Source organism: Micromonospora sp. NPDC051006, assembly GCF_044456245.1.
Classification (GTDB): Bacteria; Actinomycetota; Actinomycetes; order Mycobacteriales; family Micromonosporaceae; genus Micromonospora.
In genome coordinates, this window is record NZ_JBITFP010000001.1 from 157,267 (window position 1) to 180,726 (window position 23,460).

Genomic DNA, 23,460 nt, shown 5'->3' on the forward strand with positions numbered 1-23,460 from the left:
ACCCTACCGGCGCGGAAGCCGGCACATTAGCGGCCGGCGTGGGCCCCGGCAACGCCTGTGGACGACCGACGCGTGTGCCAACCGCCCGCTGTCCACAGGGTGCCCGGGGCGGCCCGCCGGACACCTAACGTCACCGGTGTCGATGTCGATCCACACACGGGGGTGCGGGATGACCGAGGAGCCGTTCACCGTCCAGCCGGAGGCCCTGCGCCACGTGGCCCGGGGGCTGGACGACGACGCCCACCGACTGGCGCGCGGGCTGGCCTGGGCGCCGGGCCTGGTGGTGCCCGCCCCGCAGCGGCGGGCGGGCCCGGCGCTGGCCGGGCTGGAGTCGGCGGTGCACGGCTGGCTGGGCGGGCTGGGTGGCCGGGTGGCCGCGACCGGCGGTGCGGTGCGGGCGGCGGTGACGGCATACCAGGCCGTCGACGACCGCGCGGCCCGTCGCCTCGCCACCCTGCCCCGGTGACCGCCCAGCTCCGAGCCGGCATTCCGGCCCGACTCGGAACGGCCGGGCCCGGAACCGCCAGGCCCGGAACGGCCGGGGTCGGGATGGCCGGGGTCGGGACGGCCGGGGTCGGGACGGCCGGGGTCGGGACGGCCGGGGTCGGGACGGCCGGGGTCGGGACGGCCGGGGTCGGGACGGCCGAGGTCGGGACGGCCGAGGTCGGGAACGCCCGGCCCGGGACGGCCGGGCCGGCGGTCGGCTACGACCAGCTCTGGGCGGCCGATCCCGGCGCGTGGCGGGCCGCGGGCGCGGCCTGGGCGGGGTTGACCGGCCTGGTCGACCGGCGGGCCGGCGAGCTGACCGAGCGGGCGACGGCACTGCGCGCCGGTTGGTCGGGCCCGGCGGCCACGGCGGCCGACGGCCGGCTCACCGTGCTGCGCGGCGAGCTGACCTCGATCGCTCCCGCGCTGATCGAGGCCGACCAGGTGCTCGCCGACTACGCGGCCCGGCTCGCCGCCGCGAAGGGTCGGCTGGCCGCGGCGGTGGCACTGGCCGACGCGTCCGGGTTGCTGGTCGACCGGGACGGCCGGGTCGGCGCGGATCCGGCCCGGGCCCGGCCGAGTGAACGGGACGGCCCGGCGGCGGCCCGGGTGGCCACGGAGCTGCGTGGGGCGTTGGAGCTGGCCGGGGCCGCCGACCGGGCGGTTACCGCACGGCTGGACGAGCTGACCACCGCCGTCGGGGCGGGTTGGCCGGCCACCCCGCCGTCCAGCCGGCCGGCGCCCGACGCCACTCCCGCGCAGGTCCGAGCGTGGTGGGCGGGGTTGACGCCGGCCGAGCGGCGTTGGTTGGTGGCGCACGAGCCGGTCCTGGTCGGCCGGCTGGACGGCGTGCCGGTGGCAGCGCGGGACCAGGCCAACCGGCTGCTGCTCGGCGCCCACCGCGCGGAGCTGCTCGCCGAGCGGGGCCGCCTGCTCGCCCGGGTGCCACCCGGGCCGGTCGAGACCATCCGGCTGCACGCGCTCGACGGGCGGCTGGCCGGCCTGGACGTGCTCGCCGACCGGCTGACCGGGTCGGCGGGGCCGCGCGCCTACCTGCTCGGGCTGGATCCGGCCGGCGAGGGCCGGGTGGTGGTGGCGCTGGGCGACCCCGACCAGGCCGACCGGGTGCTGACCTACGTGCCGGGCATGACCGCCGGCCTCGACGACGCGCCCGGCGAGCTGGGCCGGGCCGCGCGGGTGCTGGAACGGTGCGCCGCGCTCGACCCCGGCGAGCGGAGCGCAGCCGTGCTCTGGCTCGACTACGACGCACCGGACTTCCTGCACGAGGCGGTCTTCGCCGGCCAGGCTCGGGACGCCGGCCCGGCGCTGCACCTCTTCCAGGAGGGGCTGCGGGCCACCCATGACGGCCCTCCGGCCCGACAGACGGTGCTCGGGCACAGCTACGGGTCGCTGGTGGTGGGCACTGCCGCCCGGGATCACGGGCTGGCGGCCGACGCGCTGGTCTTCGTCGGCTCGCCGGGGGTCGGCGTCGCCCACGCCGCCGAGCTGCGCCTGCCACCCGAGCAGGTCTGGGCGAGCAGCGCACCGGACGACGCGATCCGGCTGGCCCGGCCGCCGGGCGAGCTGCTCCGGCCGCCGCTGCTCGACGTGTCGCCGCTGGCCGCCGCGCTCGGCCTGCCGGGGCGCGGTGAGCACGAACTCTGGTTCGGCCGGGACCCGGCCGCGGCGAGCTTCGGTGGCCAGGTCTTCCCCAGCGGCCGGCACGGGCACACGGGTTACTGGGAGCCGGGCAATCCGGCCCTGGACGGCATGGCCCGCATCGTGCTCGGGCGGTGACGCATGCGCGCTCCGGCCCGGCGGCCGCGCGGCCGTGACATGACAGAGCCCCGACCGCCGGGATACGGCGGTCGGGGCCGGGTCGTACGTCGTCGGCTACTCGACGGTCACCGACTTGGCGAGGTTGCGCGGCTGGTCGACGTCGTGACCACGGGCGGCGGCGATCTCGGCCGCCAGGATCTGCAACGGCACGGTGGTGAGCAGCGGGGCGAGCAGCGTCGGCGTACGCGGCACGTAGATCAGGTGGTCGGCGTAGCGGACCACCGCCTCGTCGCCCTCCTCCGCGATCACGATGGTCCGGGCGCCGCGCGCCCGCACCTCCTGGATGTTGGAGACGACCTTGTCGTGCAGCATCCCCCGGCCGGCCGGGGAGGGCACCACGCAGACCACCGGGGTGCCCTTGTCGATCAGCGCGATCGGCCCGTGCTTCAGCTCACCGGCGGCGAAGCCCTCGGCGTGCATGTACGCCAGCTCCTTGAGCTTGAGCGCGCCCTCCAGCGCCACCGGGTAGCCGACGTGCCGGCCGATGAAGAGCACGGTCGGCTCGGACTTCAGCTCGCGGGCCAGCTCACGTACCGGCTCGATCCGCTCCAGCAGGTCGCGGAGCTTGCCCGGCACGTCCTGGAGCTGGGCGACCACGGCGGCGACCTCGTCGGCGAACTTGATCCCGCGTACCTGGGCCAGGTGCAGGCCGATCAGGTAGCAGGCGACCAGCTGGGTGAGGAACGCCTTGGTGGAGGCGACCGCGATCTCCGGACCGCCGTGCGTGTAGAGCACCGCGTCGGACTCGCGCGGGATGGTGGAGCCGTTGGTGTTGCAGATGGCCAGCACCCGGGCCTTCTGCTCCTTGGCGTGCCGCAGCGCCATCAGGGTGTCCATCGTCTCGCCGGACTGCGAGATCACCACGATCAGCGTGGACCGGTCGAGCACCGGGTCGCGGTAGCGGAACTCGCTGGCCAGCTCCACCTCGCAGGGAATCCGGGTCCAGTGCTCGATCGCGTACTTGGCGACCAGGCCGGAGTGGTACGCGGTGCCGCAGGCGACGATGAAGATCTTGTCGACGTCGCGCAGATCCTGGTCGCTGAGGCGGACCTCGTCGAGCATGATCTCGCCGGAGTCGGTGAGCCGGCCGAGCAGTGTGTCGGCGACGGCCTGCGGCTGCTCCTCGATCTCCTTGAGCATGAACCAGTCGTAGCCGCCCTTCTCGGCGGCGGACGAGTCCCAGTCGATGTGGAAGTCCTTGCCGCTGGCGGGCTGGCCGTCGAAGTCGGTGATCTCGATGGTGTCCCCGGTGATCAGCACGATCTGGTCCTGGCCCAGCTCGACCGCTTCCCGGGTGTGCTCGATGAACGCGGCCACGTCGGAGGCGAGGTAGTTCTCCCCGTCGCCCCGGCCCACCACCAGCGGCGAGTTGCGGCGGGCGCCGACCACCGCGCCGGGCACCGAGGCATCGACGGCGAGCAGCGTGAAGGCGCCCTCCAGGCGCTGGCAGACCACCCGCATGCCGGCGGCGAGCAGCTGCGGGCCGTCCGGGTGGCCGGCGGCACGCAGGTCGGCGAGCGCGGCGGAGAGCAGGTGCGCGGCGCACTCGGTGTCGGTGTCGCTGGTGAACTGGACGCCGTCGGCCTCCAGCTCGGTGCGGAGCCGCGCGAAGTTCTCGATGATGCCGTTGTGGATCACCGCGACCCGGCCGTCGGGGGCGACGTGCGGGTGCGCGTTGCGGTCGGTGGGACCGCCGTGGGTGGCCCAGCGGGTGTGCCCGATGCCGGTGGTGCCGTCACCGATGCCGATCGGGCTGGCCGCGCAGGACGTGGGGTCGTCGGCGGCCCGTTCGGAGAGCACCTTCTCCAGGTTGGCCAGCTTGCCGGCCTTCTTCTCGGTCAGCAGCACGTCGTCACAGACGATCGCGACGCCCGCCGAGTCGTAGCCGCGGTACTCCAGCCGCCGCAGCCCGTCCAGCACGATGCCGAGCGCCGGCCGCGCGCCGGCGTAACCCACGATTCCACACATGGTCCGCAGCCTAACCCAGTTTCGCTCATCGCGCGTGCGCGAAAGTCCGGTAATCGATCACTGATTTTGAGCGAACGCCCGAGCCGGGCCGCCGAACGGCCCGGATCTCCGGCCCGAGGTGCGACAACGCGGGCGCTCATCGCTCCCCGCCTACCCGTACATTGAGGGCCGCAACCCGGCGGGCCGGCGACAACCTCGCCGGCCGGCATCCCCTCCGCCGCCACCGCGGCCGCGTTTCATCCCCGGAGCAACGCAGATGTCCGAGGTCTCACCCTCCGGCGACCCGACCCCGTCGACCGGGCCGGCCCCGGGCCCGTGGGCGCCCCCCGACCCCGGCGTCGGGTCGGGCAACCCCGGTTACGGTCCGCCGCCAACCGTCCCGACGCCGCCCGCGGGGACCGTCCCGCCGGCCGGCTGGGGCGCGCCGGGCACCGTCGCACCCGGCGGCCAGTCGCCGTACGGAAATCCGTGGCCGTACGCGCAGCCGACCGCTCCCCCGGCCCGCTCCGGCAGCCGGCCGGGGGCCGTGGGCGCGATCATCGGCGCGGCGGTCGTCCTGGTCCTGGTCATCTGCGGCGCCCTCGGCGTCGTGGCCCTCCGGCGTTACGCGGAGGTCCCGGGACCGTCCGGGCCGATCGCCGACGAGCCCTACTCCGACCCGTACTACGACGCGGAGGACGGGGACGAGGAGGACGAGGACGCGCCGTGGGCGAGCGAGCCCGCGCTGGCCCCGTCCGGCGAGCCGGGCACGATCCAGGTGCGCTACGAGGTGACCGGCGACGGCCCGGTGGACCTGGAGTACTACGACGCCAACGGCGACTTCGTCCAGGATGCGCGCGTGGCGCTGCCCTGGCGGCTGACCCTTCGGGTGAACGACGCCGGCCGGGTCATGGTGCTCGCCCACAACTCCGCCGACGAGGGACCGGTGGCCTGCAAGATCACCGTCGACGGGAAGACCGTCGACGAGGTGTCGGCGCCCAAATGGGGAGCGAGCTGCTTCGGCTGAGCGGGCCGGCGGGCGCAGGCCCACCCCTCCGCACCATCCGCCGTCTGACAGCTGCCGGTCAGGTACCCCTCAAGCAGGAGTGAAGCAACATGCCCGAGGAACTCTCCCCCGCCGAGCCGCCCTCGTTCGATGCGTCAGCACCCGGGCCGTGGGCCCCGCTCGATCCGCGTGCGGCAGCCGCCGATCCGTGGGTCCCGGCCGCGCCGACGTACTCGGTGACCGCCGACGCCGGGCCACCCGTCGTCGGTCCGACCACCGGCCCGGCCCGCCCTCCGGCCGGTGAGCGGCGGACCCGGCGGCCGGCGACCGGCCTCATCCTCGTGGTGGCGCTGCTGCTCTGCGGCGGCGTCGGGCTCGGCGGGTACGCACTGCTCCGGCCGGACGACCAGCCCCAGGCCGCGGCACCCGCCGACGACCCCCGGCACGAGGACGACGACGCCGCGGCGGCCAGCACCGCCGCGCCGGAGCCGACGTCCTCTACCCGGCCCGCGACGACTCCGTCCACCGGCCCTGGTCGGAGCAGCGTGGTCTACGAGGTGACCGGGCAGGGGCGGGCCGACATCCTCTACTACGACGCGAACGGCGAGCGCGTCTGGCTGGACGCGGCCCGGCTTCCGTGGCGGGCGAGCATCCGCACCGACCAGCCGGACCGGGTGATGGTGCAGGCCAGCAGGACCAAGGACTCCGGTCAGCGACCGATCGCCTGCTCGGTCACCGTGGACGGCGGCGAGCCGCTGACGGAGGAGACCACCAGCACCGGATGGCGGGCCAGCTGCTTCCGCTGAGCGGGCCGGTCAAGCCCGGGGCGTGGGGCCGTAGGCTGGCGGACGTGACGACGAGCACCGATGTCGACCCGCTGGTGGCCCGGATGCGGCCGTTCGGCACGACCATCTTCGCCGAGATGTCCGCGCTGGCCGTTCGCACCGGCGCGGTCAACCTGGGGCAGGGCTTTCCGGACACCGACGGCCCGCCGGAGATGCTCGCCGCGGCGGTCGACGCGCTGCGCTCGGGGCAGAACCAGTACCCGCCGGGGCCCGGCGTCCCGGCGCTGCGCGCGGCGGTGGCGGCGCACCAGCGCCGCTTCTGGGGGCTGGAGTACGACCCGGACGGCGAGATCGTGGTGACGGCGGGAGCCACCGAGGCGGTCGCCGCCGGGATCCTCGCCCTCTGCGAGCCGGGCGACGAGGTGATCTGCTTCGAGCCGTACTACGACTCGTACGCCGCTTCGATCGCCCTGGCCGGCGCGGTCCGCCGGCCGGTCACGCTGCGCCCCACCGACGACGGCCGGTACGCCTTCGACCCGGCCGCGCTGCGCGCGGCGTTCGGGCCGCGGACCCGGCTGGTGCTGCTGAACTCCCCGCACAACCCGACCGGGAAGGTCTTCACCCCGGCCGAGCTGGCGCTGGTCGCCGAGCTGTGCCAGGAGCACGACGTGTACGCGGTGACCGACGAGGTGTACGAGCACCTTGTCTTCGGCGACGCCACCAGCCCGCACGTGCCGCTGGCCACCCTGCCCGGCATGCGGGAGCGCACCCTGCGGATCTCCTCGGCCGGCAAGACGTTCTCCTGCACCGGCTGGAAGGTCGGCTGGGCGAGCGGACCCGGTGCGTTGGTCGCCGCGGCGCTGCGGGTGAAGCAGTTCCTCACCTTCGTCAACGCCGCGCCGTTGCAGCCCGCGGTCGCGGTGGCGCTGGCCCTGCCGGACGACTACTTCGACGGGTTCCGAGCGGGCCTGCAGGCTCGCCGGGATCAACTGGTCGGTGGCCTCGCCGACGCCGGCTTCGACGTGCTCGCGCCGGAGGGGACGTACTTCGTCACCGCCGACGTCAGCGCCCTCGGCGGGCGCGACGGCGTGGAGTTCTGCCGCTCGCTGCCGGAGCGGTGCGGCGTGGTGGCGGTGCCGACCCAGGTCTTCTACGACGACGCCGAGGCGGGCCGGCGGTTGGTCCGGTTCGCCTTCTGCAAACGCCCCGAGGTGCTCGCCGAGGCGGTCACCCGGCTGCGCGGGCTCTCGGTGGACTGACCAGGCGGCGCTAGCCGGCCGCACCCCTGGGATCGGCGGGTCAGCCGGCCGCCCGGGCCGGACCGGTGCCGTCTGCCGGCGGGGGCGGCGAGGCGTCGGCGGCGGGCGTCGTGATCTCCGACGGTGCGGCCGCCAGCGTGGCGAGCAGCGCGCCGCCGTCGGCCAGCAGCACCGCCTCGGCATCATCGACGAAGGCGAGGTCGGCCTCGACGTGTCGGCTCGCCGCAGCGAGCAGCAGCCCGACCACCGGGTCGCCGGCCTTGCGACGCAGCCCGTCGAGGTTGCGCAACTCGCGCAGCAGGTGCCCGCGCTGGTTGCTCAGCACCGTGCGGACCGTCTGCGCGGAACCCGATCGGGCAGCAGCGGTGACCTTGAGGAAGAAGTCATCCCGGAAGCCGCCACTGCGCGGGCTCGGCTCGTTGAGCCAACGACCGAGTTCGGCCCGGCCGGCGGGCGTGATCTGGTAGACCACCCGGTCGGGTTTGACCTGCTGGGCCTGCCGCTCGGCGACCACCAGAGAGTCCCGGGAGAGCCGGTCGAGGATCTGGTAGAGGTGGCCGATGTTGAGCGAGCCCCACTGTGGACCGGTGGCGGCCTCGAAGGCGCCTTTGAGCTCGTAGCCGTAACTCGGGCCACGTGCGAGCAGTGCCAGGACCGCGTGCTGGATCGCCACTGTCTCCTCCTTTACCGCTGGTCGACCGGACCAGGTCTTGCATTGTGACAATGTAACGCGCAGAGTGTGAGGTAGCACACGGGGAGGCGCGACATGCTGGGGTTCATCTGGGGGCAGCTGCGCGGCCGTGCTGGGCGGTCGGTGGCGCTGCTGGCGGGAGTGCTGGTGGCGACCACCGGCTTCGTCGTCCTGACCGGTGCCACCACCACCGCCCGCCTCGACGTCACCGGCGCCGTGGAGCGCAACACCCGGGCCGCCTACGACATCCTGGTTCGTCCCAAGGGGACGCGCACGCCGCTTGAGGCCGAGCGCGGGCTGGTCCGCCCGAACTACCTTTCCGGCCTCTTCGGCGGCATCACCCCCGCACAGTACGAGCAGGTCAAGCAGATCGCGGGCATCGACGCGGCCGCTCCGATCGCGATGCTGGGTTACTCGACCTCGTCGGTGCGGGTCCGGTTCGACCTGACCGACGCAGTCGACCGCTCCTTGGAGCAGCAGGTCATCCGACTCGACCCGACCTTCACCGCCGAGCGTGGGCTCTCCACCGCCCCCAGCAGTCCGCGCTACGTGTACGTGACCAAGCGCCCACTGCTCTACCCCGAGGCGGGCACAGACCCGAACGACCCCTTGTTCCCGTACTCCGACGGCCGGACGTACCGGTACGACCCGCAGTGCGGGCAGGTCCCACGGGAGGTGCTTCCCGGTGGAGGGAGCCAGCCGATCTGCGACCCGCACCTGATCTCGCAGCCGGCGAACAGTGGGCTGGCCTCCGAACGCCAGAGCTGGAGCGTGGACACCGTCCGACTGCTGCCCGACGGGCGCTTCGAGGCGAACAGCTGGCTGCCCGACCGCGCCCAACGCGTCGTCACCGACGAACTGGTGGTCACCTACCGGGTGACGGTGCCGTTCCTGCTGGCTGCCGTCGACCCGGACGCGGAGCAGCGCCTCGTCGGCCTGGGCGGCGCGGTGACCGAGGGCCGGTCGCTCCGGTTGGACGACACGACCACCGAGACCTCCATCGGACCCGGCGCGATCGAACGGTCGATCCCGGTCTTGAGCACCAGCCGTCCCTACCTCGACGTCACCGTGCGGTCCGCCCTCACCCGGCTGCCGCAGGCACGGCCCGCGGGGCTGCCGATCGACGAACTGGAGCGGGCGCTGAGCCGCGCCACCGGAGTCGGGGCCGGGACCGAGGAGTACGCACTGACCGACGGGTACCGCGACCTGCTCGCCGAGGGAATCTCCGAGACCGGCTGTTGCTCGGGCGACTTGCAGACGGTCATTCAGGCCGGTGCCCCGGAGTACGAGCGACTTCCCGACGGCACCCTCCGAGCTGTCGCGCGACCGCCGTTCGATCACGCGCTCTACGGCGGCCAGAACAATCTCAACTTCCGCCCCCGTCCGTGGCTGGCCGACGACAACGGCTTCCGCCCGGTGACCGCGCTTCCTCAACCGCCAACGGGCGCGAACCTCCAGTTCCGGCTCTGGCGGACCATCGGCATCTTCGACCCGGAGAAGCTGCGCGGGTTCAGCGACCTGTCCCGGGTGCCGCTGGAGACGTACGAGCCGCCGCGCACCGACGGCGCTGACGAGCGCAGCCGCCAGGCGCTGGGCGGTCGGCCGCTGGAGCCGAGCGGCAACCCGGCCGGCTACCTCTCCTCGCCGCCGCTGCTGCTCACCACCCTGGCCGCGGTGCCGAAGCTGCTGGCGGGCGACGCCACCCCGACCCGGACGGCGCCGATCAGCGCGATTCGCGTCCGGGTCGGCGACGTCGCCGGCTACACCGAACGGTCCGCCGAGCGCGTCCGGCTCATCGCCGAGCGGATCGCCGACACGACCGGGCTGGACGTCGATCTCACCTTCGGCTCGTCTCCCGCTCCGCAGACCGTGGAGCTGCCCGCGGGCTCGTTCGGCCGGCCCGACCTGCGGCTGACCGAGCCATGGTCCGCCCTCGGGGTGGCCTCGGTCATCACCAAGGCCGTCGACCGCAAGAGCCTCGTGCTCTTCGGGCTGGTGCTGGTGGTCTGCGGGCTGTTCCTCGGCAACGCGGTCTCGGCCGCGGTCCGCGACCGGCGCCCGGAGCTGGCGGTGCTCGCCTGCCTGGGCTGGCCGGCCCGCCGGATCGCGGCGCTGATCCTCGGCGAGGTGGCCGCGCTGGGACTGGCCGCCGGCCTGCTGGCCCTCGGGCTGGCGTTCCCGCTGGCCGCCGCGCTGGACATCGGGATCGGTTGGCGTCAGGCGGCGCTCGCCGTACCGGTGGCTCTGCTGCTGGCGCTGGTGGCGGGCCTGACCCCGGCGCTGCGGGCCGCGCGCGCCCACCCGGCCGCCGCCCTGCGGCCGCTGGTGGCCCCGGCCCGCTGGGCACGTCGGCCCCGCGGCCTGTTCGGGATGGCCCTGGTCAACCTGGTTCGCACCCCCGGGCGCACCCTGCTCGGGGCGGGCGCGCTGGCCATCGGGCTGACCGCGCTGACCCTGGTCAGCGCCGCGGCCTACGCCTTCCGTGGCGCGATCGTCGGCAGCCTGCTCGGCGACACCGTCTCGCTGAACGTACGAGGTGCGGACACCCTCGCCGCGGTCGTCACCGTCCTGCTCGGCGCGGGCGCCGTCGCCGACGTGCTCTACCTGAACGTCCGGGACCGCGCCGCGGAGTTGTCCACCCTGCGCGCCGTCGGCTGGACGGACGCCGCGCTGGGCCGCCTGGTCGGCTACGAAGGGCTCCTCATCGGCGCGCTCGGGGCGTTGACCGGAGCGGGACTCGGGCTCGCCGGGGCCGCCTGGCTGGTCGGTGGCCTGCCGGCCGCCCTGGTCCTGGTCGCCGCCGCGGTGGCGCTCGTCGGAGTGCTGGTCACCTGTCTCGCGGCGCTCGTGCCGGCCGCGTTGCTGCGCCGGCTCCCGACCGCACGGCTACTCGCAGAGGAGTGACGATGGAGGCAACGACGGGCAGCACGGTCCGGACCCTCGGGCTGACCCGGCAGTTCCGCGCCGGCGCCGAGCGGCTGACCGCGGTCGACGACGTCTCGTTGGAGATCACGGCCGGATCGGTGGTGGCACTGACCGGTCCCAGTGGCTCCGGCAAGTCCACCCTGCTGCACCTGATCGGCGCCATCGAACAGGCCGACAGCGGCACCGTCACGGTCGACGACGTGGAGATCACGGCGCTGCGCCGCGCCGCGCTGGCTCGCTACCGGCAGCGGGTCGGGTTCGTCTTCCAGCGCTACCACCTGCTGCCGGCGTTGACCGTGCTGGACAACGTGATCGCTCCGGTGCTGCCGCAGCGCGGCCGGGCCGACCACGCGACCCGGGCCCGTGAGCTGCTCGACGCCGTCGGCCTGGCTGGCCGGGAGCGGGCGATGCCGTCCCAGCTCTCCGGCGGCGAGCAGCAGCGGGTCGCCATCGCCCGGGCGCTGATGGGCGCGCCCGGGCTGCTGCTGGCCGACGAGCCCACCGGCAACCTCGACTCGACCACCAGCGCCCAGATCCTCGACCTGCTGCTCGACCTGCGGGAGCGGCACGGCATGACGATCCTGCTGGCCACCCACGAGCGGTCGATCGCGGCCCGCTGCGACCGGTTGGTCCGGCTCGGCGACGGCAGCGTGGTCGAGGACCTCGACCTCACCGAGGGCGAGGACCCGGCCGACACCTACGACCGGGCCGCCCGCCTCCGCCTCTGACCGGCGAGTTCGCGGTAACGGCCGCGGCGCGGTCGGTCAGGCGTTCGCGGGGCTGGCGGCGCGGACCTGGTCGGCGATCCGCTCGGCGACCGACCGGGCGGTCGCCTCGGTGGCCGCCTCGACCATCACCCGGACCAGCGGCTCGGTGCCCGACGGACGCAGCAGCACCCGGCCGGTCCCGCCCAGCTCGGCCTCGGCCCGCTCGACCTCGGCACGGACGGCCGGCGCGGCGGCGCCGACGGTCCGGTCGCCGACCGGGACGTTGATCAGCACCTGCGGGAGCTTGGTCACCACGGCGGCCAGCTCGGCCAGGGACCGGCCGGTCGCCGCCATCCGGGACATCAGGTGCAGCCCGGTCAGCACGCCGTCGCCGGTGGTGGCGTACGCCGGCATCACGATGTGCCCACTCTGCTCGCCGCCGAGGGCCAGCCCGGAGGCGCGCAGCTCTTCCAGCACGTACCGGTCGCCGACCTTCGTCTCGATCAGCCGGATGCCTTCGGCGGACATCGCAAGCCGCAGCCCGAGGTTGCTCATCACCGTGGCGACCAGGGTGTCGTCGGTGAGCGTGCCGGCCTCCCGCATGGCCAGCGCGAGCACCGCCATGACCTGGTCGCCGTCGACCTCGTCACCGTCGGCGGTCACCGCCACGCACCGGTCGGCGTCGCCGTCGTGCGCGATGCCCAGGTGCGCGCCGTGCTCGACGACCGCGGCGCGCAGCGCGTCGATGTGGTTCGAGCCGCACTCGTCGTTGATGTTGAGCCCGTCCGGCTCGGCGTGGATGGCGATCACCTCGGCGCCGGCCTCCCGGTAAGCCACCGGGGCGACCTCGGCCGCCGCGCCGTTCGCGCAGTCGACCACGACCTTGATCCCGTCGAGCCGATGCGGCACGGTGCCGACCAGGTGCTGGACGTAGTGGTCGGCGCCGTCGAGCAGGTCGTGCACCCGGCCGACGCCCGCGCCGACCGGCCGGTCCCAGGCGGTGGTGGCGTTCGCCTCGACCGCTGCCTCGATCTTCATCTCGAGCTCGTCGGGCAGCTTGTGCCCACCGGCGGCGAAGAGCTTGATCCCGTTGTCCGGCATCGGGTTGTGCGACGCGGAGAGCATCACACCGAGGTCGGCCTTGGCCTCCGCGGTGAGGTAGGCCACCGCCGGGGTGGGCAGGACGCCGACCCGGATCACCGTGGCGCCGGCGCTGGTCAGCCCGGCCACGACCGCGGCCTCCAGCATCTCGCCGCTGGCCCGGGTGTCCCGGCCGACCACCGCGAGCGGCGGATGACTCCGGTCCGTCTCGGCGAGCGTGTGCGCGGCGGCGACCGCCACCGCGAGCGCCAACTCGGGCGTGAGATCCACGTTCGCCCGCCCGCGGACGCCGTCCGTGCCGAACAACCGACCCATACCCGCCAACCTCCGATGACCCTGCCGATGAGAGGAGAAAGCGGAACGGCCGGCCCACCTCCCGACGAGGGGAGGCGGACCGGCCGTCCGTCAGACGTACAAGGCGCTGTTGAAGATCAGCGCTTCGAGTACTGGGGAGCCTTGCGGGCCTTCTTGAGGCCGTACTTCTTGCTCTCCTTGACCCGGGCGTCCCGGGTCAGGAAGCCGGCCTTCTTCAGGGCCGGGCGGTCGTCGGGCTCGTTGACGATCAGGGCCCGGGCGATGGCCAGGCGGAGCGCGCCGGCCTGACCGGTGATGCCGCCACCGCGCAGGTTGGCGATGACGTCGAACGACTCCGGCTTCTCGGCGGTGACCAGCGGGTCCTTGATCAGCTGCTGGTGCACCTTGCTCGGGAAGTAGGCCTCGAGGTCCCGGCCGTTGCAGGTGATCTTGCCGCTGCCCGGCACGATGCGGACCCGGACGATGGCTTCCTTGCGGCGACCCACGGTCTGGATCGGCCGGTCACCACGAGGCGCGCGGGCGACGGGCGCCGGCGCCTCGGTGGCCTCGGGGGCAACCTCGGTGGCGGTGATGTCGGTCATGCTGCTTCCTTCGCCCGCGCTCACTGCGCGATCTGCTTGATCTCGAACGGCACCGGCTGCTGAGCGCCGTGCGGGTGCTCGGCACCGGCGTAGACCTTCAGCTTCTTGATGAGCTGACGGCCGAGCTTGTTGTGCGGGAGCATCCCCTTCACGGCCAGCTCGATGGCCCGCTCGGGACGCTTGGTGAGCAGCTCCTCGTAGCCGACCTGCTTCAGACCACCCGGGTAACCGGAGTGCCGGTAAGCAATCTTGGTCTGGCGCTTGTTGCCGGTCAGCGCAACCTTGCCCGCGTTCACGATGACGACGAAGTCGCCCGTGTCGACGTGCGGCGCGAAAGTCGGCTTGTGCTTACCACGCAGCAACGTGGCGGCGTGGGTGGCCAGGCGGCCCAGCACGACATCAGAGGCGTCGATGACGTGCCACTGACGCTCGATCTCACCCGGCTTCGGGCTGTACGTACGCACAGGTCTACCTTGTCTCGTCGTCGGTCTGGGGTCGCGCGCCGAGGTCACCAGGCGCGCACGAACGACCAAGCGTACCTGATGTGGCACGCCTCTGGATGTCGTACAACAGCAGGCAACGATACCCGGCGCCCGGTCGGCTGGTCAAAACGGGGTCCCGGCCCGCGCGGCGCACGCGGACCGCACCGGTGACCGGCCGGCGCCGTGGAGCTGGCTCAGAGCTGTTGCAGTATACGCAGCGCCCGGCCGACCCGGACCATGGTCTCGGTGTCGGCCACGTCCACGCACTCGGTGAACCACTTCTTCATCGGCGAGGAGACCCGGTCGGGCATCACCACGTACCCGCCCATCGGCACGGCGAGCGGCGAGTCGCGCAGCAGCGCCTGCTCGACCACCTCGGCGACGATCACGATGGGCACGTCGGTGGAGTTGTAGACGTCCGAGCTGATCACCAACCCGAGCCGCTCCCGGGCCCCCTCGATCCGCCAGACCTCACCTCTACGCAGCACTCGGGCGTCCGCCGAAGAGCAGGTCGTCGACCATGCCCACCTCGCGGGCGTCGGCGAGCGCGGCGGACTCGAGATCCAGACCGGCGCGGCCGACGGCGGCGGCGTGCGCGGTGAAGACCTCACGCAGCGCCTTCTCCCGGGCCGCCTGGTCCATCCACGCCGAGAGCGACAGCCCCTCGCGCTTGGCGAACCGCCGGGCCTCCTCGATCGTGTCGTCGGAGAACGAAAGTGTCACCTTGGCTGTCATGCCCGGAAGGCTACCCCCGGTATGACCAGCGGTCATCCCGCGCGTAATCCGCCCCGCTCGGGGTTCGCCAGAACGCCCATCCCGGCGAATTCCTCGCGAACGGCCGTCTTGCTCAAGCCACCCGGCCGTCGAACAAGGCTCACACCACCCGGCCACCGAACACGGCGAACCGCCACTCCTTGAAGAAGCAGTCCACGTCGACCAGGCCCGCCTCGGTCAGCCACCCGCACTGGGCGGCGACCGGCGCCGGCCGGTCGTACGCCATCCGGGCACTGGCGGCCGCGATCTCCTCGGCGTCCGAACCGAGCGCGGTGATCCGCTCCAGCCAGACCTCGTGGTAGCGCCGGTCCAGGGCGGGGGTCGGGCCGGCCACCTGCTCGGCGTTGACGAAGGCGCCACCGGGCAGCAGGGCGGCCGGCAGCCGCCGGTAGAGCGCCCGCTTGCCGGCGTCGTCGAGGTGGTGGATGGCCAGCGCGCTGACCACCGCGTCGTACCGGCCCGCCGGCAACGGGTCGGCCAGGTCGGCGGGGACCGTGCGGTGCGCCACACCTCGCGCGCGCAACTGCTCGGCGGCGACCGCCAGCATCGCCGGCGCGGCGTCGACCAGGGTCAGTCGCACTCCCGGCACGGCCGCGGCGAGCAGCAGCGACAGCAGCCCGGTGCCGGCGCCCAGGTCCAGCACCTCGGGGGTGCGCCCGGCCGCCAGCGCGGCCCGCAGCGGGGGCACGGCCACCTCGACCGCGGTGCCGTAGAAGGCGTCGAAGCAGGGCACCAGCCGGCGCCGCGCCTCGTCGTAGCTGCCGGCGACGGCGTCGAAGGCGTCCGCGACCGTCATGGCATCTCCCAAAATGTAGGAATCTCTTCCCACATTCTAAACCAGACGGCGCGGCCCGGCGACATCGAGCGGTGTGAGGTCCTCTTGACAGGACGGAAACGGCGCAGACCCGGGCCGGAAACCGCCCGGCGGCACGCTTTGCCGACATGACAGACGGTGCACGGTCGACAACTCGACCGGGGTGCTCGCCCCGGGCGGCAGGGCCGCACCGCCCGTCCCGTGCCCGCCGGCGCGGCCTGCTGCCGCTCGCCCGCGCCGGTTGCCCCGCCGCGCTCCCCCGGCCACTGCGCACCGGGCACGGCGGGCTCCGCCGGCGGCGGACGGCGTCGCGCGTCGCGTCGCGCTGCCGGGACCGGCAGACCCAGGTGCGGCAGCGACAGGAGGGGTGATGCGGGAGGAACTGGCCGGCTTCACCATCGGCGTGACCGCCGATCGTCGGCGCGACGAGCTGGCCGGGCTGCTCCAGACCCGGGGCGCCCGGGTGGTGCTCGCCCCGGCGTTGCGGATCGTGCCGCTGGCCGACGACACCCAACTGCGCGAGGCCACCCGCGCCTGCCTGGACCGCCCGCCGGACATCCTGATGGCGAACACCGGCATCGGCATGCGCGGCTGGCTGGAGGCGGCCGAGGGATGGGGCCTGGCCGACCCGCTGCGCTCGGTGCTGGCCGAGGCGTACGTGGTGGCCCGCGGGCCGAAGGCGCGCGGGGCGATCCGGGCCGCCGGCCTGCTCGACCAGTGGTCCCCCGACTCGGAGAGCTACCACGAGGTGGTCGACCACCTACGCCGGCGCGGGGTGGCCGGGCAGGTGGTCGCGGTGCAGCTGCACGGTGAGCGGCAGCCGGAGTGCACGCTCGCCCTGGAGGCGGCCGGCGCCACGGTGATCGAGGTGCCGGTCTACCGGTGGGCCCCACCGACCGACCCGGCGCCGCTGCACCGGCTGATCGACCTGATCGCCGGCCGGCTGGTGGACGCGGTCACCTTCACCTCGGCACCCGCGGTGGAGGCGCTGCTTCGGGCCGCCGGAGACCGCACCGACGCGGTGCTCGACGCGTTCCGCACCCAGGTGCTGGCCACCTCCGTCGGGCCGGTCACCGCGGAACCGCTGCTGCGCCGCGGAGTGCCGGTCAGCGCGCCGGACCGGGCCCGGTTGGGCTCGCTGGTTCGCACCATCGTCGAGGAGCTGCCCCGGCGGACGATCACCTGCAGGGCGGCCGGGCACCTGCTCACCCTGCGCGGGCACGCCGCGGTGATCGACGGCGAGCTGCGCCCGCTCGCACCGGCCCCGATGGCGGTGCTGCGGGCGCTGGCCCAGTCTCCCGGGCGGGTGCTGTCCCGGACCGCGTTGCTGCGGACGCTGCCGCGCGGCGCCGACGAGCACGCGGTGGAGATGGCGGTGGCCCGGCTCCGCGCCGGCCTGCGGGCTCCCCGCGTGGTGCAGACCGTCGTCAAGCGCGGCTACCGGCTGCGCGTCGACTGAGCGCCGGCACCCCGACCCCGGCGGCGCAGCCGACCGGGGCCCGGGTGACGGTTCAGCCGACCGGTGCGGGGTAGCCCCGGCCGTGCTCGGCCTGCAGCCGCGCCATGGCGTGCTCGACGACGGTGACCAGCACCTGCTTGACCGGATCGCGCCGCCGGGCGTCGGTCATGACCAGCGGCACCTGCGGCGAGATGGCCAGCGCCTCGCGGATCTCCTCGACCTCGTACTGCGGGGCGTCGTCGAACCGGTTCAGCGCGACCACGTACGGCAGGTTGCGGTTCTCGAAGTAGTCCAGCGGCGCGAAGGCGTCGGTGATCCGGCGGGTGTCCACCAGCACCGCGGCGCCCACCGCACCCCGGATGATCTCGTCCCACATGAACCAGAAGCGGGTCTGGCCCGGCGTGCCGAAGAGATAGAGGATCAGGTCGTCGGCCATGGTGATCCGGCCGAAGTCCATCGCGACGGTGGTTGTCTCCTTGCCGGGCACCTTGGACGGATCGTCGATCCCGACGCCGGCAGCGGTCATCACCGCCTCGGTGGTCAGCGGAGTGATCTCGGAGATCGAGCCGACCAGGGTCGTCTTGCCGACGCCGAATCCACCCGCGATCACGATCTTCGCGGATACGATGCCGCGGCTCTGGCGCCCCCCCGGCGGGGTCATAGCCTGCGAAGTCCACTTAGCACCCTTCCAAGCAGTTCCATCCGCTCCTCGAACCCTTCGGCGGGAGCAGCAGTGTGTAACGTCAGCAGGCCCTCGGTCACCAGGTCGGCGACCAGCACCCGGGCGACGCCGAGCGGCATCCGGGTGTACGCGGCGATCTCCGCCAACGACTGCGCCCGGCCCTCGCAGACGGTGGCGATGCGGTACTTGTCGTGCCCGGCGAAGCGGGACTCGGCGACCTGGGTGGGGGTGGCCATCAGAACCGCCTCCAGGGCGATGTCCTGCCGCGGTTCGGTACGGCCGCGGGTGACCGCGTACGGACGTACCAGCGCACCACGTGGGTCACGCCGCTGGTCCATCCGCGATCACCTCCTCTCCGCCCCGGAGCCGCCCGGCCCCGGTCTCCCCGTCCCTGATCGATGCGCGGCCGACGCGCTCCGCGGCGCTACGAGCGCACCGCGTCCCGGGGCAGCGGCACCAGCGCGGCGCCGACCCGTTCGACCAGCAGCGCCATCTCGTAACCCACCTGCCCCACGTCGCAACTGCGGGCGGCGAGCACCGCCATCGACGAGCCGTCGCTGATCGACATCAGGAAGAGGTAACCGCTGTCCATCTCGATGACGGTCTGCAGCACACCACCGGCGCTGAACATCCGTGCGGCACCCTCGGTCAGGCTCACCACGCCCGAGGTGATCGCGGCGAGCTGGTCCGCCCGGTCCCCGGGCAGATCCCGGGAGGAGGCGAGCAGCAGCCCATCCGCGGACACCGCCACCACGTGGGCGATGCCCGCCACGCTGTCGGCGAAGTTGGTGAGCAGCCAACCCATGTCCTGCATGGCCGCTGGCCTGTTCATCGGTTCTCCTTGGTCGAGGTGCGGGTCTGGTCCGTTCCGGCCGTCCGGCCGCGCTGAACGCCGCGGTGGTAGGCCGACAACAGACCACGTACTTCATCCGGGGTGCGCCGGCTGCGCTCCCGGCCGCCGCGCGGCTCGATGCCGCCCGGCACGAGCTGCGCCTGCGGAACCCGCTTCGGCAGCCCGGAGCGGGTGGTGCCGGCGGCGGCTGGCTCGGCCGCCCGGCTGGCGCGTGACCAGCCCTCATCGGCCGCGGTCCGCCAAGCGTCCGGATCGGTGCCGGACGCGGACGTCGGCGCCGCGGTGGGCGTGCTCGCCGGCGGAGTGTACGACGGTGGCGGCTCGTTCGCCGGTGCGGTGCCGCCGCCGGCCGGCGTGCGGGTGGGCAGCGGAGTGCTGGCCTTGGCCGCGGCCCGGCCGGCGCTCGGAGCGGCCGGCGAGGTGGTGGCCGATGCGGGGGTGGCCGGTGCGGGGGCAGCCGGTGACTCACTGCCCGACGCGCCGCCACCGGGCTCGTCGAACCGGGGCCGGGCGAAGATGGCCGTGGCGTCGTCGCCGTGCGACCGGAACCAGACCGCCTCCATTTCCCGGAAGATCGGGGCCTCGCCCACCGGTTCGGGGCGGGCCGTGATCGGCGCCGCCACGGCCGGCGGTGCCGGCGGCATCACCGGCGGGGCCGGCGGCATCGCGGCCGGGGCCGGCGGCATGACCGGTGGAGCGGGTGGAGCCGGCGGCATGGCCGACGTGGCGGCCGGCGCGAGTGGCGGCGCGACGGGGGGCTCCGCTGCCGCCCCGCGCCGCGGCAACGGAGGCCGGGAGGGGGTCGGCGGATCGTTGAAGCCGTTACCCGCCCCGAATCCAGGGCGGGCCGACGGCACGGCCGGCGGGACCGCGGGCGCCGGCACGGTCGGGTAGGCGTCGGTGAGGCCGCCGGCCGACACCGGCGAGGCGGTCTCCCGGGCGTCGACCGGGGCCTGCCACGGCGCTGGCGCCGGCGCGCTGGTACGCCACTGGTCGGTCAGCGTCGCGGCCGACGTCAGACCGGTACGCGGTTCGGCGACGGCGACCGGGGCGTGCGGCGCCTGCTCGACCGCCATCGGCTGGCGGGGTCGGGTGAGCACCTGATCGCGACCCCGATGCGACGGCAGCACCACAGTCGCGGCGGGCAGCGTCACCTGTGCGACGGTGCCACCCTCGACGTTGCGGCGCAGCTCGACCCGGATGCCGTAGCGGGACGCGAGCCGGCTGACCACCGCGAGACCCATCAGCCGGAAGGCCGCGACATCCACGCTCGGCGGGGCGGCCAACCGGCGGTTCAGCGAGTCCATCTGCTCGTCGCTGAGGCCGAGCCCACGGTCCTCGATCTGGATCAGCACGTAGTCGCGGATCCGGCGGCCGTCGGCCACCACCGTGGTGTTCGGCGGCGAGAATCGGGTTGCGTTGTCGAGCAGCTCCGCGACGAGCCGGACCACGTCGTTGACCGCGTTCGCGGCGACGGAGATGTCGGTGTCCACGGTGCCGAACTCGATGCGGTTGTAGAGCTCCACCTCGGACTGCGCGGCCCGCAGCACGTCGACCAGCAGCGCGTCGTCACGGCGCGGCACGGCCGAGTCGGCGCCGGCCAGGACCAGCAGGTTCTCGTCGTTGCGCCGCATCCGGGTGGCCAGGTGGTCGAGCTCGAAGAGCTGGGCCAGCCGCTTCGGGTCCTCCTCGCTGCGCTCGATCGCGTCCAGCTCGCCGATCATGCGGTCGACCAGGGTCTGACTGCGCCGGGCCAGGTTGAGGAACATCGCCGAGACGCTGGTCCGCAGGGCGGCCTGTTCGGCGGCGACCCGGACGGCCTCCCGGTGTACGACGTTGAAGGCCAGCGCGACCTGGCCGACCTCGTCCCGGCTCTGCAGGTTGATCGGGTCGCGGACCTGCCGGACGATCTCGTCCACCCCGCCCTCGCCGACGCTGCCCATGTTCTGCAGCCGCTGCACCGCGTCCGGCAGGTCGTGGTTGGCCACCGACAGGGCGCCCTCGCGGAGGCGGCGCAGCGAGTGGTTGAGCGACCGCGCCAGCACCACCGCGAGCGACACCGCGATGAGCAGCGTCAGCAGCACCAGCACCGACTCGACGACGGCCTGCCGGATGACGTCCGACCGGGTCTGGTCGGTCTGGGCGAAGAGCTGGTCCTGCAGCTGGATCTCGGCCCAGCGCATCAGGTCGTTGACGGCGCCGATGGCGGCGGTGGCGTCCCGCGCGGTGACCAGCGGACGCTGCCCGACCGAGCGGGTGATGTCCGACGCCACCCGGTCGGCGAGACCCACCGCGTCACCGGAGACGGTGCTGTTGACCAGGGCGCGCTGCGCCGGGCCGGCGGCCAGCGAGAAGGCGAGCAGCGCCTCCTGCTGGCTGGTCTGGGTGGCGACGAACGAGGAGAACTGCTCCTCGTCGAGCTGACCGGCGCTGAGCGCGGTGAAGGCGACCGCCTCCTCCTCGGCCACCGCGGACTTCGCCCGAGCGAACGCGGCGACCGCCCGCCGGCTGTCCGCCAGGCTTTCGCCGCCGGGCAGCTGGGCGAGGCCGTCGCCGTAGGAGACCAGGTCGGCGAGGATGACGCCGTAGCGCAGCACCGCCTCGGCGACGGCCATCTGCCGGCGGTCGAGCACCTCCTGCCGGGTGCCGGTGAGCGTCTCCAGGTGGTCGTCGATGGCGGTCAACCGCTCCCCGACCGCGGCCGGCACGTCGCTGATCCGGTCCCGCTCCTCGCGGTACGCGGCGATCCGCTGGTCGCTCTGGCGCACCCGCAGGTTGTACGCGTCCGCGGGCTGCTGCGGCACGGCCAGGTAGGCCGCGGCGGCCATCCGCTCGGCGTGCAGATCCTGGGTGAGCGCGGAGACGTCGATGGAGAGCGCGGTCAGCGACCGGGCCTGGCTCGCTTCGTAGGCGCCCTCGCCGACCGAGATGAGTCGGACGGTGGCCAGCGCGATCACCGCGGCGACCGGCACCACCAGGATCAGCGCCAGCTTCGAGCGGATCCGGGCGTCCCGCAACCGGGGCATCCGACGACGGGTCGGCCGGTTGTCCGCGCGTTTCGCGGGCAGGGTCGTCGGTCCGGTGCTCACGACATCGCCTCCGTCGTTTCTTCCACGCCTGACCCGTCGAAAAGTGCCGGGCCCGGTGGGCGGCGGCACACGCGGCACGGCCGCGATTTCATCAGAGAAGGATCTGTTTGGGAAGCCGCAGCCGGGTAGGAAACGGTCGGACGGCACGCATCCCGTGTTCCGGTCAACTGATACCTTCATTTCCGCAAGCCCGTGAACAGGGCAGGTTACTCCAGAGTGGTCACTCGTGTATCGAACGTGACCGTTTGCAAACATCGTGTGACCCCACCATGTGGGATGCCCGTCCCGAAACGGCCCACCGAGCCCGCGCTTGACCGCAGCGCCCGCCGTTGGCAAGGTTTTGCAGGCTTCGCGCACACCGTACGGCAGACTCTTCCCGTCCCTCCACTGAGGACGGATTAGCGGCGGTGACCGGGCAGCGCCCGCGCCCGCACCTGGAGGACGACTTGACCCCCATCCGCTCCGCGACCATCGCGGCGCTCGCATCCGTCGTGCTGGCCGGCACCCTCACCGGCTGCCAGTTCGGCACGGAGGACGAGGCGGCGAGTCCGATCGTGATCGCCGCGGACCTCGAACTCTCCGGCGCCGCCGCCCCGGTCGGGAAGGCTTACCAGCGCGCCCTGGAACTGAAGGTCGAACAACTGAACTCGTCCGGCGCTTTGAACGGCCGGCGGATCGAACTGAAGGTGAAGGACAACCGTTCCGACGCCAGCGAATCACTACGCAACATCGGTGACTTCAGCAACGATTCCCGGGTCAGCGCCATCATCATGGGCGGCTGCAACGAATGCGCGATCGGCGCGGTGCGGACCATCAACGAGAAGAAGATCCCCACCATCGCGCTCGCCGGGTCCGGCGCGATAGCGAACCCGGTGGCGGATCGGCGGTACGTGTTCAAGTTGGGCCCGAACGCGGCCGACAGCGCCGCCGCCCTCACCACCGAACTGCGCCGCAAGGGCGTCCGGAACGTCGGGCTGCTGCACAGCGACGACGACTACGGCCGCGAGGGACTGACCGCGCTCGACCGGGAGCTGGACAAGGTCGGCATCAAGCTGCGCCAGGCGGCCGTCCGGATCACCGACACCGAGATCAGCCAGCCGATCCGGACCCTCACCGCCCGCAAGCCCGACGCCCTGGTCGTCTGGACCCCGCCGGAGCAGGCCGCCCTGGCCGCCACCAGCGCGCAGCAGGCCGGTTTCACCGGCTCGCTCTACTTCGACGCCGGGGCCGCCGGTGACCTCTTCCTCGGCTCGGCGGCCCGGGCCACCGAGCGCGCGACGCTGGTCTTCACCCAGACCATGGTGATCGACGACGTCATCGCCACCACGCCCGCCAAGGCGGCCCGCCGGCAGTGGTTCCAGGACTACACGGCCCGCTTCGGCGGCTACAACGGCGCCTCGTCGTTCGCCGCCGACGCGGTGCAGCTGATCGCCGACGCCGAGCTGCGCACCGGCAGCCCGGCCGAGCGGGTCGACCGGGACGGCATCCGCGACGTGCTCGAGACCTCGCAGCTGGACGGCCTCTCCGGGCCGATCCGGATGACCCCGGACAACCACTCCGGCCTGATGCCGCAGGCGCTCACCACCCTGGTGGCGCGCAACGGGCGCTGGCGGCTGGCGGGCTGAACGCGAAGGGCCGGCCTCCTGGATCGGGGGCCGGCCCGCG

At 73.7% G+C, this 23,460-nt stretch carries 20 protein-coding genes and 1 pseudogene; 9 read left to right on the plus strand and 12 right to left on the minus strand.

Annotated elements, in window-relative coordinates; genetic code table 11:
• Positions 1 to 169 precede the first annotated feature (169 nt).
• Together ACIBBA_RS00705 and ACIBBA_RS00710 are read left to right on the plus strand one after the other, a co-directional pair.
• Entirely contained in the window at positions 170 to 466 is a 297-nt protein-coding gene (locus tag ACIBBA_RS00705) for a hypothetical protein (protein ID WP_396692509.1), read from the plus strand.
• Entirely contained in the window at positions 463 to 2,283 is a 1,821-nt protein-coding gene (locus ACIBBA_RS00710; RefSeq protein WP_396692511.1) for an alpha/beta hydrolase, read from the plus strand. Before ACIBBA_RS00705 ends, ACIBBA_RS00710 begins: the two co-directional genes overlap by 4 nt.
• A 96-nt stretch (positions 2,284 to 2,379) precedes the next feature.
• Here ACIBBA_RS00710 and glmS read toward each other — a convergent pair whose 3' ends face one another.
• Positions 2,380 to 4,293 carry a glutamine--fructose-6-phosphate transaminase (isomerizing) gene (gene glmS, locus ACIBBA_RS00715; RefSeq protein ID WP_396692513.1) on the minus strand — a complete coding sequence of 638 codons (1,914 nt, stop codon included), beginning with the start codon at positions 4,291 to 4,293 and terminating at the stop codon, positions 2,380 to 2,382.
• Between the two features lie 256 nt (positions 4,294 to 4,549).
• On the opposite strand from glmS, the gene ACIBBA_RS00720 reads away from it, so the two are divergent.
• The 3 genes from ACIBBA_RS00720 (at position 4,550) to ACIBBA_RS00730 (ending at position 7,322) form a co-directional block, all read left to right on the plus strand.
• Positions 4,550 to 5,299, plus strand: a complete 750-nt coding sequence (locus ACIBBA_RS00720; RefSeq protein ID WP_396692515.1) for an MmpS family transport accessory protein — start codon at positions 4,550 to 4,552, stop codon at positions 5,297 to 5,299.
• 89 nt (positions 5,300 to 5,388) lie between these two features.
• The gene (locus tag ACIBBA_RS00725; RefSeq protein ID WP_396692517.1) at positions 5,389 to 6,084 is read left to right on the plus strand and encodes an MmpS family transport accessory protein; all 696 of its coding nucleotides are present in this window, start codon (positions 5,389 to 5,391) and stop codon (positions 6,082 to 6,084) included.
• 44 nt (positions 6,085 to 6,128) lie between these two features.
• Complete coding sequence (locus ACIBBA_RS00730; protein WP_396692519.1) at positions 6,129 to 7,322, plus strand: pyridoxal phosphate-dependent aminotransferase; 1,194 nt, start codon at positions 6,129 to 6,131, stop codon at positions 7,320 to 7,322.
• 40 nt (positions 7,323 to 7,362) lie between these two features.
• On the opposite strand, the gene ACIBBA_RS00735 is transcribed toward ACIBBA_RS00730, so the two are convergent.
• Positions 7,363 to 7,995, minus strand: coding sequence for a helix-turn-helix transcriptional regulator (locus tag ACIBBA_RS00735; RefSeq protein WP_396692521.1), 633 nt, complete (start codon positions 7,993 to 7,995; stop codon positions 7,363 to 7,365).
• 93 nt (positions 7,996 to 8,088) lie between these two features.
• On the opposite strand from ACIBBA_RS00735, the gene ACIBBA_RS00740 reads away from it, so the two are divergent.
• Together ACIBBA_RS00740 and ACIBBA_RS00745 are read left to right on the plus strand one after the other, a co-directional pair.
• Entirely contained in the window at positions 8,089 to 10,917 is a 2,829-nt protein-coding gene (locus ACIBBA_RS00740) for an FtsX-like permease family protein (RefSeq protein ID WP_396692523.1), read from the plus strand.
• A 2-nt stretch (positions 10,918 to 10,919) separates the two neighbouring features.
• A complete protein-coding gene (locus tag ACIBBA_RS00745) occupies positions 10,920 to 11,666 on the plus strand; it encodes an ABC transporter ATP-binding protein (protein WP_396692525.1) in 747 nt (248 codons plus the stop codon).
• 36 nt (positions 11,667 to 11,702) lie between these two features.
• Here the strand turns inward: ACIBBA_RS00745 and glmM are convergent, their stop codons facing one another.
• The 6 genes from glmM to ACIBBA_RS00775 all read right to left on the minus strand — a co-directional run bounded on the left by glmM (position 11,703) and on the right by ACIBBA_RS00775 (position 15,694).
• Positions 11,703 to 13,061, minus strand: a complete 1,359-nt coding sequence (gene glmM, locus ACIBBA_RS00750; protein WP_350871295.1) for a phosphoglucosamine mutase — start codon at positions 13,059 to 13,061, stop codon at positions 11,703 to 11,705.
• A 116-nt stretch (positions 13,062 to 13,177) separates the two neighbouring features.
• A complete protein-coding gene (gene rpsI / locus ACIBBA_RS00755) occupies positions 13,178 to 13,642 on the minus strand; it encodes a 30S ribosomal protein S9 (protein WP_350871293.1) in 465 nt (154 codons plus the stop codon).
• A gap of 20 nt (positions 13,643 to 13,662) precedes the next feature.
• Entirely contained in the window at positions 13,663 to 14,106 is a 444-nt protein-coding gene (gene rplM, locus ACIBBA_RS00760; RefSeq protein WP_350871291.1) for a 50S ribosomal protein L13, read from the minus strand.
• Positions 14,107 to 14,318: 212 nt separating this feature from the next.
• Complete coding sequence (locus ACIBBA_RS00765; RefSeq protein WP_350871288.1) at positions 14,319 to 14,612, minus strand: type II toxin-antitoxin system PemK/MazF family toxin; 294 nt, start codon at positions 14,610 to 14,612, stop codon at positions 14,319 to 14,321.
• Positions 14,602 to 14,859 carry a DUF6364 family protein gene (locus tag ACIBBA_RS00770; RefSeq protein ID WP_350871286.1) on the minus strand — a complete coding sequence of 86 codons (258 nt, stop codon included), beginning with the start codon at positions 14,857 to 14,859 and terminating at the stop codon, positions 14,602 to 14,604. The genes ACIBBA_RS00765 and ACIBBA_RS00770 overlap by 11 nt, the downstream gene beginning before the upstream one ends.
• A gap of 139 nt (positions 14,860 to 14,998) precedes the next feature.
• Positions 14,999 to 15,694: a class I SAM-dependent methyltransferase gene (locus ACIBBA_RS00775; protein WP_396692529.1), complete on the minus strand. Its 696-nt coding sequence runs from the start codon at positions 15,692 to 15,694 to the stop codon at positions 14,999 to 15,001.
• A 388-nt stretch (positions 15,695 to 16,082) separates the two neighbouring features.
• Here ACIBBA_RS00775 and ACIBBA_RS00780 point away from each other — a divergent pair, with 388 nt between their 5' ends.
• The gene (locus tag ACIBBA_RS00780; protein WP_396692531.1) at positions 16,083 to 17,171 is read left to right on the plus strand and encodes a uroporphyrinogen-III synthase; all 1,089 of its coding nucleotides are present in this window, start codon (positions 16,083 to 16,085) and stop codon (positions 17,169 to 17,171) included.
• Between the two features lie 52 nt (positions 17,172 to 17,223).
• Here the strand turns inward: ACIBBA_RS00780 and ACIBBA_RS00785 are convergent.
• The 4 genes and pseudogenes from ACIBBA_RS00785 to ACIBBA_RS00800 all read right to left on the minus strand — a co-directional run bounded on the left by ACIBBA_RS00785 (position 17,224) and on the right by ACIBBA_RS00800 (position 21,795).
• Positions 17,224 to 17,848 (minus strand): annotated as a pseudogene (locus ACIBBA_RS00785) (GTP-binding protein).
• Entirely contained in the window at positions 17,829 to 18,191 is a 363-nt protein-coding gene (locus ACIBBA_RS00790) for a DUF742 domain-containing protein (RefSeq protein ID WP_350871274.1), read from the minus strand. Before ACIBBA_RS00790 ends, ACIBBA_RS00785 begins: the two are co-directional and overlap by 20 nt.
• Positions 18,192 to 18,277: 86 nt before the next feature.
• Complete coding sequence (locus tag ACIBBA_RS00795; RefSeq protein WP_007465177.1) at positions 18,278 to 18,685, minus strand: roadblock/LC7 domain-containing protein; 408 nt, start codon at positions 18,683 to 18,685, stop codon at positions 18,278 to 18,280.
• Positions 18,682 to 21,795: a nitrate- and nitrite sensing domain-containing protein gene (locus tag ACIBBA_RS00800; protein WP_396692534.1), complete on the minus strand. Its 3,114-nt coding sequence runs from the start codon at positions 21,793 to 21,795 to the stop codon at positions 18,682 to 18,684. The genes ACIBBA_RS00795 and ACIBBA_RS00800 overlap by 4 nt, the downstream gene beginning before the upstream one ends.
• 446 nt (positions 21,796 to 22,241) lie before the next feature.
• Between ACIBBA_RS00800 and ACIBBA_RS00805 the strand changes: the two genes are divergently transcribed.
• Positions 22,242 to 23,420 (plus strand): ABC transporter substrate-binding protein, encoded by a 1,179-nt coding sequence (locus ACIBBA_RS00805; protein WP_396693389.1) that lies wholly within the window; start codon positions 22,242 to 22,244, stop codon positions 23,418 to 23,420.
• The last annotated feature ends 40 nt before the right edge of the window (positions 23,421 to 23,460 follow it).

Bases quoted from the DNA above. Each gene is read 5' to 3' on its own strand.
- ACIBBA_RS00745 (WP_396692525.1), top strand. From the start codon at position 10,920: ATGGAGGCAACGACGGGCAGCACGGTCCGGACCCTCGGGCTGACCCGG.
- ACIBBA_RS00780 (WP_396692531.1), top strand. From the start codon at position 16,083: ATGCGGGAGGAACTGGCCGGCTTCACCATCGGCGTGACCGCCGATCGT.
- glmM (WP_350871295.1), bottom strand. From the start codon at position 13,061: ATGGGTCGGTTGTTCGGCACGGACGGCGTCCGCGGGCGGGCGAACGTG.
- ACIBBA_RS00770 (WP_350871286.1), bottom strand. From the start codon at position 14,859: ATGACAGCCAAGGTGACACTTTCGTTCTCCGACGACACGATCGAGGAG.
- ACIBBA_RS00740 (WP_396692523.1), top strand. From the start codon at position 8,089: ATGCTGGGGTTCATCTGGGGGCAGCTGCGCGGCCGTGCTGGGCGGTCG.
- ACIBBA_RS00720 (WP_396692515.1), top strand. From the start codon at position 4,550: ATGTCCGAGGTCTCACCCTCCGGCGACCCGACCCCGTCGACCGGGCCG.
- glmS (WP_396692513.1), bottom strand. From the start codon at position 4,293: ATGTGTGGAATCGTGGGTTACGCCGGCGCGCGGCCGGCGCTCGGCATC.
- ACIBBA_RS00705 (WP_396692509.1), top strand. From the start codon at position 170: ATGACCGAGGAGCCGTTCACCGTCCAGCCGGAGGCCCTGCGCCACGTG.
- ACIBBA_RS00795 (WP_007465177.1), bottom strand. From the start codon at position 18,685: ATGAACAGGCCAGCGGCCATGCAGGACATGGGTTGGCTGCTCACCAAC.
- rpsI (WP_350871293.1), bottom strand. From the start codon at position 13,642: ATGACCGACATCACCGCCACCGAGGTTGCCCCCGAGGCCACCGAGGCG.
- ACIBBA_RS00725 (WP_396692517.1), top strand. From the start codon at position 5,389: ATGCCCGAGGAACTCTCCCCCGCCGAGCCGCCCTCGTTCGATGCGTCA.
- ACIBBA_RS00775 (WP_396692529.1), bottom strand. From the start codon at position 15,694: ATGACGGTCGCGGACGCCTTCGACGCCGTCGCCGGCAGCTACGACGAG.
- ACIBBA_RS00790 (WP_350871274.1), bottom strand. From the start codon at position 18,191: ATGGACCAGCGGCGTGACCCACGTGGTGCGCTGGTACGTCCGTACGCG.